Origin of the sequence: Pseudomonas sp. IT-P395 (assembly GCF_949767675.1) — a bacterium.
In the GTDB taxonomy this organism is placed as follows: Bacteria; Pseudomonadota; Gammaproteobacteria; order Pseudomonadales; family Pseudomonadaceae; genus Aquipseudomonas.
Genome location: NZ_CATKPW010000055.1, coordinates 190341 through 205069, shown reverse-complemented (window position 1 = coordinate 205069; position 14729 = coordinate 190341). Strand labels below are relative to the sequence as shown.

Annotated in this window: 13 protein-coding genes; 7 read left to right on the top strand and 6 right to left on the bottom strand. The window is 60.0% G+C overall.

All coding sequences use genetic code 11. The annotated features are described in order from the left end of the window. Positions 1 to 174 precede the first annotated feature (174 nt). Together aroQ and ACM6IN_RS23065 are read left to right on the top strand one after the other, a co-directional pair. Positions 175 to 615: a type II 3-dehydroquinate dehydratase gene (gene aroQ / locus ACM6IN_RS23070; protein ID WP_007909727.1), complete on the top strand. Its 441-nt coding sequence runs from the start codon at positions 175 to 177 to the stop codon at positions 613 to 615. A 5-nt stretch (positions 616 to 620) separates the two neighbouring features. Then, the gene (locus ACM6IN_RS23065) at positions 621 to 1475 is read left to right on the top strand and encodes a shikimate dehydrogenase (protein ID WP_007909726.1); all 855 of its coding nucleotides are present in this window, start codon (positions 621 to 623) and stop codon (positions 1473 to 1475) included. A 113-nt stretch (positions 1476 to 1588) separates the two neighbouring features. On the opposite strand, the gene ACM6IN_RS23060 is transcribed toward ACM6IN_RS23065, so the two are convergent. Together ACM6IN_RS23060 and quiC are read right to left on the bottom strand one after the other, a co-directional pair. Next, the gene (locus ACM6IN_RS23060) at positions 1589 to 2266 is read right to left on the bottom strand and encodes a TetR family transcriptional regulator (RefSeq protein ID WP_007909725.1); all 678 of its coding nucleotides are present in this window, start codon (positions 2264 to 2266) and stop codon (positions 1589 to 1591) included. 101 nt (positions 2267 to 2367) lie between these two features. Beyond that, on the bottom strand, positions 2368 to 4269 hold the full coding sequence (gene quiC, locus ACM6IN_RS23055; RefSeq protein WP_007909724.1) for a 3-dehydroshikimate dehydratase QuiC: 1902 nt from the start codon (positions 4267 to 4269) through the stop codon (positions 2368 to 2370). A gap of 356 nt (positions 4270 to 4625) precedes the next feature. Here quiC and ACM6IN_RS23050 point away from each other — a divergent pair, with 356 nt between their 5' ends. After that, a complete protein-coding gene (locus tag ACM6IN_RS23050; RefSeq protein WP_414916758.1) occupies positions 4626 to 5963 on the top strand; it encodes an MFS transporter in 1338 nt (445 codons plus the stop codon). Between the two features lie 126 nt (positions 5964 to 6089). Here ACM6IN_RS23050 and ACM6IN_RS23045 read toward each other — a convergent pair whose 3' ends face one another. From ACM6IN_RS23045 to ACM6IN_RS23030, 4 genes are all read right to left on the bottom strand, one after another. Beyond that, entirely contained in the window at positions 6090 to 6968 is an 879-nt protein-coding gene (locus ACM6IN_RS23045; protein ID WP_007909717.1) for a DMT family transporter, read from the bottom strand. A 99-nt stretch (positions 6969 to 7067) separates the two neighbouring features. After that, positions 7068 to 7883, bottom strand: a complete 816-nt coding sequence (locus ACM6IN_RS23040; protein ID WP_414916757.1) for a sugar phosphate isomerase/epimerase family protein — start codon at positions 7881 to 7883, stop codon at positions 7068 to 7070. Positions 7884 to 7885: 2 nt separating this feature from the next. Then, positions 7886 to 8947 carry a Gfo/Idh/MocA family protein gene (locus ACM6IN_RS23035; protein ID WP_007909715.1) on the bottom strand — a complete coding sequence of 354 codons (1062 nt, stop codon included), beginning with the start codon at positions 8945 to 8947 and terminating at the stop codon, positions 7886 to 7888. Between the two features lie 152 nt (positions 8948 to 9099). Beyond that, positions 9100 to 9876 (bottom strand): IclR family transcriptional regulator, encoded by a 777-nt coding sequence (locus ACM6IN_RS23030; protein ID WP_414895073.1) that lies wholly within the window; start codon positions 9874 to 9876, stop codon positions 9100 to 9102. Positions 9877 to 10053: 177 nt separating this feature from the next. Between ACM6IN_RS23030 and ACM6IN_RS23025 the strand changes: the two genes are divergently transcribed. From ACM6IN_RS23025 to ACM6IN_RS23010, 4 genes are all read left to right on the top strand, one after another. Further along, positions 10054 to 11793 carry an FAD-dependent oxidoreductase gene (locus ACM6IN_RS23025; RefSeq protein WP_414916756.1) on the top strand — a complete coding sequence of 580 codons (1740 nt, stop codon included), beginning with the start codon at positions 10054 to 10056 and terminating at the stop codon, positions 11791 to 11793. Then, positions 11777 to 12610, top strand: coding sequence for an aldo/keto reductase (locus tag ACM6IN_RS23020; protein WP_414916755.1), 834 nt, complete (start codon positions 11777 to 11779; stop codon positions 12608 to 12610). The genes ACM6IN_RS23025 and ACM6IN_RS23020 overlap by 17 nt, the downstream gene beginning before the upstream one ends. A 192-nt stretch (positions 12611 to 12802) precedes the next feature. Further along, positions 12803 to 13690: a neutral zinc metallopeptidase gene (locus ACM6IN_RS23015; protein ID WP_123375888.1), complete on the top strand. Its 888-nt coding sequence runs from the start codon at positions 12803 to 12805 to the stop codon at positions 13688 to 13690. Beyond that, positions 13691 to 14641, top strand: a complete 951-nt coding sequence (locus ACM6IN_RS23010; protein ID WP_042704932.1) for an alpha/beta hydrolase family protein — start codon at positions 13691 to 13693, stop codon at positions 14639 to 14641. Positions 14642 to 14729: the final 88 nt, after the last annotated feature.

Sequence of the window (14729 nt, the reverse complement as noted above, 5' to 3'; positions counted from 1 at the left end):
GCTGTCGTTACGATTCGAACAACATTAAGTAAGAAACAGCCTTGGTGCGATTACCGAACACAAAAATCCTGGGCTCAGGCACTTCGATTGACCATGGTAACCATCTAGTACATTTTATCTCCACAGGCTGAAACCCTCGGCCAAAGCCAAAAACAATAAGTGGAGTTACCCCTCATGCCCCCTATCGTTCTGGTGCTCAACGGCCCGAACCTGAACCTGCTCGGCACCCGCGAGCCGGCGACTTATGGTCACGAAACCCTGGCGGACATCTCGGCGTTGTGCGGTCGCGCTGGCGAAGAATTCGGCCTCGCCGTGGAATTTCGCCAGACCAATCACGAAGGCGAACTGCTTGACTGGATACACGCCGCCCGTGGTCGCTGCGCCGGGATCGTGATCAATCCGGCGGCGTGGACGCACACCTCGGTAGCGATTCGCGATGCGCTGGTGGCCAGTGAGTTGCCGGTGATCGAAGTACACCTGTCCAACGTCCACGCCCGCGAACCGTTTCGTCATCACTCTTTTGTCTCGGCGATTGCCACAGCGGTAATGGCCGGTTTTGGCAGTCACGGCTATCGACTGGCACTGGAACATTTCAGCCAGCGGCTGAAGGGGTAACGCGCATGTCTCGCTCTAACGTAATACTCGCAGGACTGATCGGCGCCGGCATTCAGGCCTCGCGCACGCCGGCGCTGCATGAGCACGAAGGCGATGCCCAAGGCCTACGTTATCTGTACCGACTGATCGATCTCGATCAGTTGAAAATGGATAGCACCGCCCTGCCCGACCTGTTGCTGGCGGCCGAGCGGATGAATTACACCGGGCTGAACATCACCTTCCCGTGCAAGCAGGCAATCATCCCGCTGCTCGATGAGCTGTCGCCGGAAGCCAAGGGCATCGGCGCCGTGAACACGGTGGTGCTGAAGGATGGCAAACGTGTCGGCCACAACACCGACTGCCTCGGTTTTGCCGAAGGTTTTCGTCGGGGTTTGAAGGACGCTGCCCGTGAGCGCGTTGTGCAGATGGGCGCTGGCGGCGCTGGCGCGGCAGTGGCCCACGCGCTGTTGAGCGAAGGCGTACAGCAACTGAGCATTTTTGACGTCGACAGTGAGCGCGCCGAGAGCCTGGCGAACAATCTCAATCAGCATTTCGGTTTTGGTCGTGCGGTGGCCGGTCGGGATCTGCCGAGCACGCTGAATCTGGCCGACGGTCTGGTCAATACCACGCCCATGGGCATGGCCAAACTGCCGGGCATGCCGGTACCGGTCGAACTGCTGCGCAAGGAATTGTGGGTGGCGGAGATTGTGTATTTCCCGCTGGAAACCGAACTGCTGCGCAATGCCCGCGCGCTCGGTTGCCGGACGCTGGACGGCGGCAATATGGCGGTGTTTCAGGCGGTGAAGGCGTTTGAGTTGTTCAGTGGCATGGTGCCGGATGCGCAGCGGATGCTCGCGCATTTTCAAAGCATGAATGGCTGAACGCTTTCCCCCTGTGGGAGCGAGCCTGCTCGCGAAAGCGGTGTGTCAGGCAACTAATGTGTTAGCTGACGGTACGCCATCGCGAGCAGGCTCACTCCTACAGGGGAGCTGTGTCAGGCTTGCAGGTAGCGCAACACCGACTCGCAAATCATCTCGCGATGCCGCTGCTTGATGCTTTCATCCGGTAGATCGATCTGGAAAATCTCGCCAAACGTGTGCCGGTTCGATACGCGATAGAAGCAGAACGAACTGATCAGCAAATGCACATCCAGAGCATCCAGCCCGGCACGGAACACACCCTCTTCAGCGCCCCGACGCAGAATCTCGCCGAGCGAATCGAGGATGGTGTTGTTCATCGCCTTGATCGCATCGGAACGCTTCACGTATTCAGCGTTGTGGATGTTTTCGATGCTGACGATGCGCACGAAATCGACGTTGCGATCATGGTGATCGAAGGTGAATTCGACCAGTCGGCGAATCGCGTCCACCGGCGCCAGCTCGGCCAGGTGCAAACGGCTTTCAGTGCTGCGGATATCACCGTAAAGCTTCTCCAGCACCTCAACGTACAACTGCTCCTTACTGCCGAAGTAGTAATAGATCATGCGTTTTGAGGTGTGGATGCGCTCGGCAATCGCATCAACGCGAGCGCCGGACAAACCCTGCTGGACGAACTCGACGATCGCCTCCTGCAGGATATTCTCGCGGGTCTTTTCCGGGTTGTTCTTGCGACTCTTGCGCGGCTCTACGGCGGACACTTCAGGAGCTGCGGAAAGTTCTGTATTCATCGTCATTGCGGGCTCACGGCCATCACTGCACAGGCGGCGATTATGGGCCGCGCAGCACAGTGAAGGAAGCTGCGGGACCTGTGTTTAATCCCGCGTTTACGAATTTCCTACAACTTCGCCTGGCGCACAGCGCCACTGCGTGATTTGGCCATCGCCGCCAGACGCACCGCGACGTTCGCCGCGCCATACCCGGCATAGCCGTTTTTGCGCTGGATGATCTCGAAGAAGAAGCGCCCTTCGAACGGTTCGGTATAGACATGGAACAGCTCGCCGCCCTGGGCATCACGGTCGTACAAGACGTTGTAATAGGCCAGTTCGCTGAGAAATTCGTCGTCGAAATCGAAGCGCGCAGCAAGGTCGTCGTAATAGTTGAGCGGGATATCCAGCAACGGTACGCCAGCCTCTTTGGCGCGACTCACTTCGGCGAAGATGTCGTCACAATCGAAGGCGATGTGGTGCACACCGGAGCCGCGATAACTCGACAGCGCATGGGAAATGGCGGTGTTGCGGTTCTCGGAAATGTTCAGCGGCAAGCGGATCGAACTGTCGCGGCTGCGCAGTGCGCGACTTTTCACCAGACCGTACGGGTCGGGCAGTACCACTTCATCGTCCGCCTCGAAATCCAGCAGGCTCTTGTAGAACAGTACCCAGCTATCGAGGCTGTCGGCCGGCAGCGCCATGGCCATGTGGTCGATACGTTTAAGGCCGCCACGGGCCGGCGCATCTGCCAGCAGATTGAAATCGGTGCCGTAGACATCGGCCTGTTCATCCACCAGATAAATCAGGCTGCCGTCCGGCGCGCGCACCGCTGCCAGCTCCAGTTCATTGGGGCCGACCAGTCCGCGATAAGGCTGACCTTTGTAAGCGACGGCGCGGGCCAGCGCACTGGCGCTGTCCTTGACCCGCACGGCGGTGGCGCACAGCGACGGGCCGTGGGCCTCGAAAAAGCTGTGAGCAAACGAATACGGTTCGGAGTTGAGGATCAGGTTGATGTCGCCCTGACGCAGCAGGCTCACACTCTTGGAACGATGCTGCCCGGCCTTGACGAAACCGAGGCGCTCCAACCAGTTCGACAGTTTGGCGCCGAGGCTCTCGTCTACGGCAAACTCAAGAAACTCGATGCCGTTGTACTCGCTGGCCTTCGGTGTTTCGAAAAGGATTTCACGGTTGGCCACAGGTTGGGCTGCCTGCTCCAGACGCTGACGGGTCTTCTCTTCCAGATACAGCAGCGAACGCAAACCGTCGGCGGCATTGGCCCGTGGCGGTGCGGCGCGGAAGCCGTCGTTGAAGATTTCCAGCGACAGCGGCCCGGTGTAACCGCTCTGGATGATCGGCGCGAGGAAGCCCGGCAGATCGAATTCGCCCTGTCCCGGGAAGCAGCGGAAATGCCGGCTCCACTCCAGCACGTCCATGGCCAGAATCGGCGCGTCTGCCATCTGTACGAAGAAGATCTTGTCACCGGGAATGTCGGCGATGGCGCGGGGATCGCCCTTCAGCGACAACGTATGAAAACTGTCGAGCAACACGCCCAGGCTCGGGTGATCGGCTTGGCGCACGATGTCCCAGACCTGTTGATAAGTGTTGACGTGACGGCCCCAGGCCAGTGCTTCGTAACCGATGCGCAAACCACGCGCACCGGCGTGTTCAGCCAGCAGCCGCAGGTCATCGACTAGAATTTGTTGATCGCCGACGCTGTCGGCCGAGGCGTTACTGCAGACCAGCACCAGATCGGTGCCCAGTTCCTGCATCAGGTCGAACTTGCGCTCGGCCCGCTCGAGATTGCGCGCGAGGCGATCACGACGGCAGCCTTCGAAATCGCGGAACGGCTGAAACAGAGTGATGGCGATGCCGAGGTCGGCGCACATCTGTTTAATTTCCCGTGGACTGCCGTCGTAGTACAGGAGGTCGTTTTCGAAAATCTCCACCCCGTCGAACCCGGCGGCGGCAATGGCTTCGAGTTTTTCCGGCAGGGTGCCGCTCAAGGAAACGGTGGCAATGGAACGCTGCATGTTTCAACTCCCGGACTGCGCCGCTTTATCTTTACTGTAGGAGCTGCCGCAGGCTGCGATCGTTTGATCTTTCTTCGTGAAAACAGAATCAACAGATCGCAGCCTTCGGCAGCTCCTACATGGGATGGTTTTTATAGTAGGGAAATTATTGGCTGCATCGATCGCGGCAGCAATTTAAAGTGTACTACCCGGTTAGTTTTGCGTGCGATTATCGAACACAATGGCGGTTTGGCGAATTGACGATTTTTCGTCCACTGCCCAACATCGACCGCACATTGAGTCCGGATCTGAACCACCGGTCGCAGCGTGCAAGTAACAAGCACACCAAATAACAAATCCAAAAACGGGTGGAACACATGATTCCTTCACAGACTTCCCGCATGGCTCCAGCCATGAGCACTGCCACGGGTGGCATCGGCGACAAGATCCGCGGCGCCATGGCTGTCGGCAAAACCCGTTGGGGCATGCTGGCGCTGGTGTTTTTCGCCACTACCCTGAACTACATCGACCGCGCCGCCCTCGGCGTCATGCAACCCATCCTCGCCAAGGAAATGAGCTGGACGGCGATGGATTACGCCAACATCAACTTCTGGTTTCAGGTCGGCTACGCGATCGGTTTCGTTCTGCAAGGTCGCTTGATCGACCGGGTCGGCGTCAAACGCGTGTTCTTCTGTGCCGTACTGCTGTGGAGCCTGGCCACCGGTGCTCACGGTCTGGCAACGTCAGCCGTTGGCTTCATGGTCTGCCGGTTCATCCTCGGCCTCACTGAAGCGGCCAACTACCCGGCCTGCGTGAAAACCACACGCCTGTGGTTCCCGGCCGGCGAACGTGCGGTCGCCACCGGCATTTTCAACGCCGGCACCAACGTCGGCGCGATGTTCACACCGATGCTGCTGCCACTGGTTCTGCACGTCTGGGGCTGGCAAGCGGCGTTCCTGTGCATGGCGGCACTGGGCGGCATCTGGTTGCTGCTCTGGGGTTTGAAGTACTTCAACCCGGAAGATCACCCGAGCGTTAAACAGTCCGAACTGGACTACATCCAGCAGGAAGTCGAACCGGAACAGGCTCGCGTGCCGTTCTCGAGAATCCTGCGGATGCGCGGCACTTGGGCCTTCGCCATCGCTTATGCGCTGACCGCGCCGGTGTTCTGGTTCTACCTGTACTGGCTGCCACCGTTTCTCAATCAGCAATACAACCTGGGCATCAACGTCACCCAGATGGGTATTCCGCTGATCATCATCTACGTCACGGCTGACTTCGGCAGCGTCGGCGGCGGGATTCTGTCTTCGTTCCTGATCGGTCGCGGCATGAACTCGATCAAGGCGCGGCTGCTGTCGATGTTGCTGTTCGCCTGCTGCATCATCGGCGTGGTCATGGCGGCCGGTTCAGCCAATCTGTGGGTTGCAGTCGCTGCGATCTCTCTGGCCATCGGTGCGCACCAGGCGTGGACGGCGAACATCTGGAGCCTGGTGATGGACTACACGCCCAAGCACATGATGAGCACGGTGTTCGGTTTCGGCGGCATGTGCGCAGCGATTGGCGGGATGTTCATGACCCAGATCGTCGGCCACATCCTGACCGTGACCAACAACAACTACACCGTGTTGTTCACCCTGATTCCGGCGATGTATTTCCTTGCGCTGACGTGGATGTACTTCATGGCACCGCGCAAGATTCCTACCGTCACCGAATAACCTGCCTACACCCGGCTCCCTTGTAGGAGCTGCGGCACGCTGCGATCTTTTGATCTTGATGTTGAAGATCAAAAGATCGCAGCCTCGTTTCACTCGTCAGCTCCTACACAGCGGGTTGCGGTCTCTTCAGCGGCGGCTCTGCTGCCACGCTGCCGCCAGTCCACTGCAACAGATCACCGCAATGCCAATGATCGTCAACAGACTCGGCGTGTGATTGAACAGCAGCCAACCCAACAACCCGGCAAACACGATCTGGCAATAACCGAACGGCGCCAGCAGCGCCGGTGCGGCATGGCGGAAGGCTTGGGTCAGAAACAAATGCGCAGTCATCCCGCAACTGCCCAGCGCCAGCATCAACCCGGCATGGGTCAACGTCGGCACTTGCCAGAAGAACGGCACCAGCGCACTCATCACCAATGTGTTGCACAGCCCGGCGAAGAAGTTGCTGGTGGTCGGGCTGTCGACTTCGGCGAGCTTGCGGGTCAGCAGTTGATAGAAGCAGAAAAACAGCGCCGAGCAGAACGGCAGCAACACCGCCGGAGTGAACAATTCACCGCCCGGGTGGACGATGATCAGCACGCCGATAAAGCCGCAGATCACCGCGATCCATTGGCCGCGTGTCACTCGCTCCTTGAGCAGCGGCACCGACAACGCGGTCACCAATACCGGCGCAAGAAAGTTGACCGCCGTGGCTTCCGCCAGCGGGATATACAGCAAGGCCGTGGTGAAAAACAGGCTGGTACCGAGCAGGCAAAGTGCTCGGGTCAACTGCCATAACGGCTTCTTGGTGCGTAGGACGCGCAACCCGGACTGCGGCAGAAAAATCCCCGCCATCAGTAAGGTGTGCACCAGATAGCGCGCCCAGACCACCATCACGATCGGATAGAAACCCGAGAGATATTTCGACAATGCGTCGTGACTGGAGAACAGGAAGGTCGCCACGACAATCAGCAAGATCCCCTTGAAGGGTTGGTTGACACCAGAGAGCGGAGTGCTGACAGTCATCGGGTTTCCTTGTGGTGCCGTAAAAGATCAAAAGCTTCGCAGGCAGTCTCGCCTCCCCCTGTGGGAGCGGGCTTGCCCGCGACAGGTGCGCAGCCCCGCTTACAGGCGCGCCAACAACTTGCGCGTTCGATCAATCGCCATCTGCGCCCGCTGCAATCCGCTCACGCCCTGCTCCAGCAGTTTAACCGTGGGAATTTCCAGACTCAGTGGGATATTAGCCGGCAGCGCTTTCAGCAGCCCGAGCAGATCACAATCACCCTCGCCGGGAAACCGCCGCTCGTTGCGCGCCTGACGCAAGATCTCGGCCATGTCTGACGGTCGCGGACCCGCGACATCACATAATTGTGCATAACGCAGCCTCGCCGGCGACACCGTTTGCAGATCCTCAAGCCGTGAAGCCGAACGATCAAAGTGAAAGGCATCGACCAGCATCGCAGCGTTTTCCCGATCCGCGTTCTCGACAATTCGCAGCGCTTGTTCAAGGTCGCGCGCATCGGTCCAGGGCATGAACTCCAGATGCGGGTGCAACCCGTAAGGCCTGGCCAGATCGCAAAGCGCCGCAAAGTTATCGGTAAGCCGCTGCTCGTCAGGATCGTTACCGGCGACCAGCAATTCGGTAGCGCCAAATTCTGCACCGACCGTTAAAAGTTTCTCGAAATCGGCAACGATGGTTTGCGGCTTCAAGCGCAGGATTTCCACGTCGAGCACACGGATGCCGGTAGCGCGCAGACGCTGCAACGTCTGACGGCGCAATTCAGCATCGGCGACCAACGGGAAGTGATGCTCCTCGGGCGTTGCCGGTTCCAGGCGCAAACCGACATGGCTGTATCCGGCACGTGCCGCCACCTCGACCATTTGCGGTGGCGATAACTCCAGCACAGTCAGGCTGGCCAGGGACAGGATTCGTTCGCTCATGTTCAAGCCTCGATCAGTGCAGGGGCGCAGGCGCGGCCAGTGGCGGCGGCCTCGCGGATGGCTTCGATCAGCGCCAAAGTGCGCGCAGCGTCGGCCGCACTCACCAGTGGCGCGACTTCACGCCGTGCCACGCGTACGAAATGCTGTAACTGCAAGCGCAAAGCTTCGTCACCGCTGTAGGACTCTTCGACCATCAACAAGGGTTCATGCCAACCGGCATCGACCTGATCAGCGGCGTAATGCCAACGCTTGAGCTGCGGAATGCTCAAGGCGCCGGCAGTCCCGGCCAGCAGATAACACGGCTGATCGGCCTGACGCGGATACACCGGGTTCTCACCGGAATCCAGTTCCCAACTCCACGGCGCAGCCACCGCATCGGACCCGCTCAACGTGCCCAATGTGCCACCTTCGAATTGCAGCAACACCGCCGCGCTGTCTTCATTGGCGAAACCGCGCACTGAGTTGTCGGTGATCGCTTGTACCGAGCGCACTTCGCCGCACAGGTGACGCAACAGATCGAGATCGTGAATCAGATTAGTCAGCAACATCCCCGCCCCCGCTTCACGGCGCCACGGGACCTCGAAATAGCTATCCGGTTTGCGCAACTGAAACAGCGCGGTGACCGTGGTCAGACGCCCGAGCGCTCCGCGCTGTAACAGCTCATGGGCGCGCACGATCAGTGGATTGTGGCGCCGGTGGTGGCCGACCAGCACCGGCACACCGCTGCGTTTAACCGCCGCGACCAGCTCGCGCGCTTCATCCAGGTGCACGCCGACCGGTTTCTCCAACAGCACCGGTACGCCTGCCGCCAGACAATCGAGCGCCGTAGCGACGTGCTGGTTATTCGGATTGGCGACGATCACCGCGTCGGGCCTGATGTGCTCGAGCATCTGACGATGATCAGCGAAATGCCTTACACCCCACTCAGCCGCAAGCCCTGCTGATTGCGGCCCGGGATCAGCCACCGCGCACAGCGTCGCTTCGGTGAGAGATTGCAGATGCCGATAATGTTGCTGGCCCATGTTGCCGGCACCGATCAAGGCGATTCGAAGGGGCGAATTCAAGGTGCGGTCCTTTTGTGATTGTTCTTGGAATGACACTCCACAAACAATCTAGAACCGAGTTCCACAATCAAAAACCCGTCAACGCCAAAACCGTGCGAACACCGCACAATTTCACGCCAAACGAAGATCCATGTAGGAGGATTTGCGGCGGATTAGATAAACAGTTCTGAGGCCAGGCTCGCCGCTGACATTTCCTCGGCAGACTTCAGCAACAACGGCGCCAGCTCATGCAACCGTGCCCCCGGCATCCGCGCGCTCGGCCCGGCAATACTGAGTACACCGATCACCCGTCCATCCGCCGGGTGCTTCACCACCGCAGCAATCGCCGAAGTGCCGACTGCCGAGCTCTCCTCGACCCAGGCATAGCCCTGCTCGCGCGCCAGACGCAGGCGTTCCAGCAATTCGATATTCGAGCGCGGCGCATTCGGCCCAATCCCCACAGGCACTTCCGCCGCTTGACGCTCAACCAGCGACAGCGCCTCGGCATCGCTCATGCACGCCAGCCATGCGTGCCCGGACGCGGTGTAAAACAGCGGCGCATCGCGGCCCATGTCCGGGTCGTAACGCAGGCCGGTACGCGCGCCCTGCGCCTTGGCGATCCAGGTCTGCCGCTCGCCATCGATCACGCCCAGACGCACCAGTTCACCGGTTTCCTGCGCCAGTCGATCCAACACGGGCTGGACAATATCGGCGCCGCTGCTCGATAAATACTGGAAGCCCATCGCCACCAGTTTGGTCGACAAGTGATAACGCAAGGTTTCCCCATTCTGCCGCACGTAGCCCAGGCGGATCAGCTCGGCGAGCAAGCGGTGCGTTGCACTCTTGGGGATGTCCAATTGCTCGGCCAGCGTCTGCATCGGCAGCCCGCGCGGATCACTGGTGAGGCTTTCCAGCACGCTGAAAACCCGTTCGATTTGACTGCCGGCCATAGGGAAATCCAAATGAAATTTCGCCGATTCTAGAAGACATCTACCGCAAAGCGAAATCCGGAACTGCGCGTTCGATAACCGCCCGGTTTGTCGTATCAAGGCTTGTAGGCCGATGGCGGCAATGGTTATTTTCTGGAATCAAATTCCAAAAAAAAACCAATGCTGGAGCCTTGTTTGATGCCTGCCGAACTTCCCGCTATCGACTGCGACGTCTTAATCATCGGCTCCGGCGCCGCCGGATTGTCAGCAGCCGTCACCGCTGCATGGCATGGTCTGAAAGTCATCGTCGTCGAAAAGGATTCGGTGTTCGGTGGCGCCACCGCGTGGTCGGGTGGCTGGGCGTGGGTGCCGTGCAATCCGCTGGCACGTCGCGCCGGCATCATCGAAGACGTCGAACAACCGCGCACCTATTTGCGCCATGAACTGGGCGAGCATTTCGATCCGGCGATGATCGACGCTTTCCTGGAAGCCGGGCCACGCATGGTTGCGTTTTTCGAGCAGCACACTGCCTTGCAATTCGCCGACGGCAATGCGATCGCCGACATCCATGGCGACACACCGGGCGCAGGCACCGGTGGTCGATCGGTGATCGCCGCACCCTACGATGGCCGCAAGGTCGGACGCTTGCTCAAGCGACTTCGCACGACCATGCGCGAAACGTCCTTCATGGGCATGCCGATCATGGCGGGCGCAGATCTGTCGGCGTTCCTCAACTTGACCCGTTCGCTGAAAGCCGCGTGGCACGTGACGCGACGATTCACTCGGCACTTGTTCGACTTCGCGGTGCATGGCCGGGCGATGCAACTGGTCAACGGCGTGGCGCTGGTGGCAAGGCTGGCGAAGTCCGCCGAAGACCTTGGCGTTCTGCTCTGGGAATCGGCGCCCGTAACGGAACTGCTGCGTGATGGCTCGCGCGTCTCGGGCGCGCAGGTCAGCACCCGCAAGGGCCCGATCCGCATTCATGCACGCAAAGCCGTAGTACTCGCCGCCGGTGGTTTTGCCAATGACATCGAGCGGCGCAAAGCCCTGTTCCCGCGCACGCCGACCGGTCACGAGCATTGGGCGCTGCCACCGCAGGCCATCAACGGCGATGGCCTGCGCCTGGGCGAAAGCGTCGGTGCACGGGTCAATACCGATGTGGCTTCGCCCGTGGCGTGGGCACCGGTTTCGCAAGTGCCACATTCCGACGGCAGCATCGGCCATTTCCCACACATCATCGAGCGCGGCAAACCCGGCATCATCGGCGTGCTCAGCAACGGTCAGCGTTTCGTCAACGAAGCCAACGGCTATTTCGACTACGTCAGCGCCATGGTTGCCGCCGCGCCTGAAGGTGAAGAAGTCGCCTCATGGCTGATCTGCACCCACGCTTTTCAACGCCGTTATGGCCTCGGCATATCGCGGCCATTTCCGCTGCCAGTGTCAGAATTTATCCGCAGCGGCTATCTGAAAAGCGGCAACAGTATTGAAGAATTGGCCCTCGCCTGCGGCATCGACCCGAGCGGCTTGCGCCAGACTGTGGATAACTACAACCGCCATGCCCGTCACGGCGAAGACCCGCAGTTCGGTCGCGGCGCAACACCCTACAACCGCAAACAGGGTGATCCGGCGAACCTTCCCAACCCCTGCGTTGCCCCAATAGATACCGGCCCGTACTACGCCGTAAAAGTCCAACCGGGCTGCTTCGGTACGTTTGCCGGGCTCAAGGTCAACCCACACGCACAAGTGCTGGACGCCCACGAACAGCCCATCACCGGCCTCTACGCAGCGGGCGGCGACATGGCCAGCATCATGGGTGGCCACTACCCGGCGGGCGGCATCAACCTCGGCCCGGCACTGACTTTCGGCTACATCGCCGCCCGGCACATTGCCGGCATGACTGCTTTCGAACAGGAGATCGACCATGCAGCACATCGTTAACGCCCAAGGTTTGAACATGCCGAAACTCGGTCTCGGCACCTGGCCGATGCTCGGCGACGAATGCACCCGCGCCGTCGAGCAAGCGCTGGAATTGGGTTATCGACACATCGACACCGCGGCGGCCTACAACAACGAAGACGCGGTCGGACAAGCACTGGCGAATACGCCGACACCGCGCGAACAGATTCATGTCACCACCAAGGTCTGGTGGGATCAGCTGCAACCCGACGCGATGCGCCATTCCATGGACCGCAGCCTTAGCGCTTTGCGCAGCGACTACGTCGATCTGTTCATGATCCACTGGCCAGCCACCGACTGGGATCTGCCGCGCACCCTCGAGACGCTGGCATCGTTCAAGGAGCAGGGCCTTGCGCGCAACATCGGCGTGGCGAATTTTCCGCTGCCCCTGCTACGCAAAGTCATCGAGGAATATGGGATTGATCTGTCAGCGATTCAGGTCGAGTACCACGTCCTGCTCGGACAAAACGCCCTGCTCGACTACGCCCGTCAACACGACATGGCACTGACGGCCTACACCCCACTGGCACGCAACAAGGTCTCGGACATCCCGCAGATTCAACAGATCGCCAAAAAGCACGGCGTATTGCCGACGCAGGTCGCACTGAAATGGTTGCTCGATCAGCCCAACGTTGCGGCCATTCCCAAGGCCAGCAGCCAGACCAATCAACTGGCCAACCTGGCGTCACTGAAGGTCGAACTGGACGATGAGGACCGTGCTTTGATTGCCGCACTGCCGAAAAATCAACGCCAGGTCAGCCCGGATTTCGCACCGCAGTGGGATGCGTTTGATCGCTGATCGATGACCTGCTGAAAGAAACCCGCCAAGGGATTGAATTCCCAGGGCGGGTGATCGTCAATAACAGGCCCGACCTCGTCAGCACGAGGCCGGGCCTGTTTGCGTGTGGCCAATAGACGGACGACCGGACTGGCGCCACACTCACACAGCAGCAACACTCATCATCACCCGATACACACAGAGGATTCCCACATGCTATGGAAAAAAGGCCGACGCAGTGACAACGTCGTCGATGCCCGTGGTGATGATGCCGGCGGCGGTGGCGGCATGCGTTTCGGCGGCGGCAAAGGCCTGAGCCTGGGGGCCATCCTGCTGATTGTCGGCATTGGCTGGATCACCGGGCAGGATCCGCTGCAGATCCTCGGTCAGCTCGCCGGGCAATCGGGGCAACAAGCCGCGCCGACTTCGCAAACCCGTCAGGCGCCGCCGGCCAATGATGAACAGGCCGAATTCGTCCGCTCGATCCTCGGCGATACCGAAGACACCTGGGGCGCGGTTTTCCAGCAGGCTGGCCGGCAATATAAGGACCCGACCCTGGTGCTGTTCAGCAACCGGGTCAATTCCGCCTGCGGTCTGGCGACCTCGGCCACTGGCCCGTTCTATTGCCCGGCGGACCAGAAGGTTTATCTGGACATGGCGTTCTTCCAGGAGATGTCGCAACGCTTCAAGGCTGCCGGCGATTTCGCTCAGGCCTACGTCATCGCGCATGAAGTCGGACACCATGTGCAGACGCTTCTTGGCGTCTCGGCGAAAATTCAGACAGCCCGCCAGCAAGGTCGGCAAATGGAAGGCGACGGCGGTTTGCTGGTGCGTCAGGAATTGCAGGCCGATTGCCTCGCCGGCGTCTGGGCCTACAGCGCACAGAAGCGCTTGAACTGGCTGGAACCGGGCGACATCGAAGAGGCCTTGAATGCGGCCAACGCCATCGGTGATGATCGCTTGCAACAACAAGGTCAGGGCCGTGTGGTGCCGGACTCGTTTACCCACGGTACGTCGGCGCAAAGGGTGCGCTGGTTCAAAACCGGATTCGCACAGGGCCAGGTCGGCCAGTGCGACACCTTCGCGGCGAAAAACCTGTAAATGCATAAATGGCTTTTAGCGTTACTGATGGTTGGCAGCACCGCGCACGCCGCAGGTGTCGATGCGATCAGCCCCGGTCGTTTGCAACTCAAGGCCGGGGAAATGGCGGTAGGCATTGGTCCTGCGCCGGAGAAGATCGAGCGTGTGCTGATCGTCATTCATGGCCGGTTGCGCAACGCCGAGACCTATCGCAAAAGCGCCGAGAGCGCGGCCGAGCTGGCGGGACAAAGCCCCCACACGCTGGTGATTGCGCCGCAGTTCCTCAATGAAAGCGATGTCGCGCTGTACTCGCTCCCCACTACGTTGCTGCGCTGGCAAGGCAACGAGTGGATGGGCGGCGGGTTATCCACAGGACCGAATCCGTTGAGTTCCTATGCGGCGCTCGATGAGATCGTCGCGCGGATCAGCGACCGCAAACAGTTTCCGGACGTGAAGCAGATCGTGATTTTCGGTCATTCCGGTGGCGGTCAAGTGGTGCAGCGTTATGCCCTGCTCGCCAAGGATCAGCCAGCGCTGAAGGCCAACGGCATTCGCTTGCGTTATGTGGTGGCCAATCCGTCGTCCTATGCGTATTTCAATGAGCAACGGCCGGTGGCGTTCGATCACGCCAAGTGCGCGGGTTTCAATCGCTGGAAGTACGGTCTGTCAGACATGCCGGTGTACGCCGGTGGGCAAACGCCGTTGCAGCTTGAGAGCGGTTACGTCAAACGCGAGGTGATTTATCTGCTTGGGCAGCAGGACACCGATCCTAACCATCCGGCGTTGGACAAGCGTTGTGAAGCCGAAGCGCAAGGGGCGTATCGCCTGGAGCGTGGCAAGTTTTACTTCGGCTATTTGCTGCGTCGCCACCCGGAGGGAGTTAATCAGCGACTGGTTGAAGTGCCGGGGGTTGGGCATAACGGAGATGGAATGCTGACCTCGCCGGAGGGGCAGAAGGCGTTGTTCGAATAAGTTTTGTGCTGATTGATCTGACGCCATCGCGAGCAGGCTCACTCCTACAGGGGAACGCATTCAATTGTAGGAGTGAGCCTGCTCGCGA

Bases quoted from the DNA above. Each gene is read 5' to 3' on its own strand.
- aroQ (WP_007909727.1), top strand. From the start codon at position 175: ATGCCCCCTATCGTTCTGGTGCTCAACGGCCCGAACCTGAACCTGCTC.
- ACM6IN_RS23065 (WP_007909726.1), top strand. From the start codon at position 621: ATGTCTCGCTCTAACGTAATACTCGCAGGACTGATCGGCGCCGGCATT.
- ACM6IN_RS23060 (WP_007909725.1), bottom strand. From the start codon at position 2,266: ATGACGATGAATACAGAACTTTCCGCAGCTCCTGAAGTGTCCGCCGTA.
- quiC (WP_007909724.1), bottom strand. From the start codon at position 4,269: ATGCAGCGTTCCATTGCCACCGTTTCCTTGAGCGGCACCCTGCCGGAA.
- ACM6IN_RS23050 (WP_414916758.1), top strand. From the start codon at position 4,626: ATGATTCCTTCACAGACTTCCCGCATGGCTCCAGCCATGAGCACTGCC.
- ACM6IN_RS23045 (WP_007909717.1), bottom strand. From the start codon at position 6,968: ATGACTGTCAGCACTCCGCTCTCTGGTGTCAACCAACCCTTCAAGGGG.
- ACM6IN_RS23040 (WP_414916757.1), bottom strand. From the start codon at position 7,883: ATGAGCGAACGAATCCTGTCCCTGGCCAGCCTGACTGTGCTGGAGTTA.
- ACM6IN_RS23030 (WP_414895073.1), bottom strand. From the start codon at position 9,876: ATGGCCGGCAGTCAAATCGAACGGGTTTTCAGCGTGCTGGAAAGCCTC.
- ACM6IN_RS23025 (WP_414916756.1), top strand. From the start codon at position 10,054: ATGCCTGCCGAACTTCCCGCTATCGACTGCGACGTCTTAATCATCGGC.
- ACM6IN_RS23020 (WP_414916755.1), top strand. From the start codon at position 11,777: ATGCAGCACATCGTTAACGCCCAAGGTTTGAACATGCCGAAACTCGGT.
- ACM6IN_RS23015 (WP_123375888.1), top strand. From the start codon at position 12,803: ATGCTATGGAAAAAAGGCCGACGCAGTGACAACGTCGTCGATGCCCGT.
- ACM6IN_RS23010 (WP_042704932.1), top strand. From the start codon at position 13,691: ATGCATAAATGGCTTTTAGCGTTACTGATGGTTGGCAGCACCGCGCAC.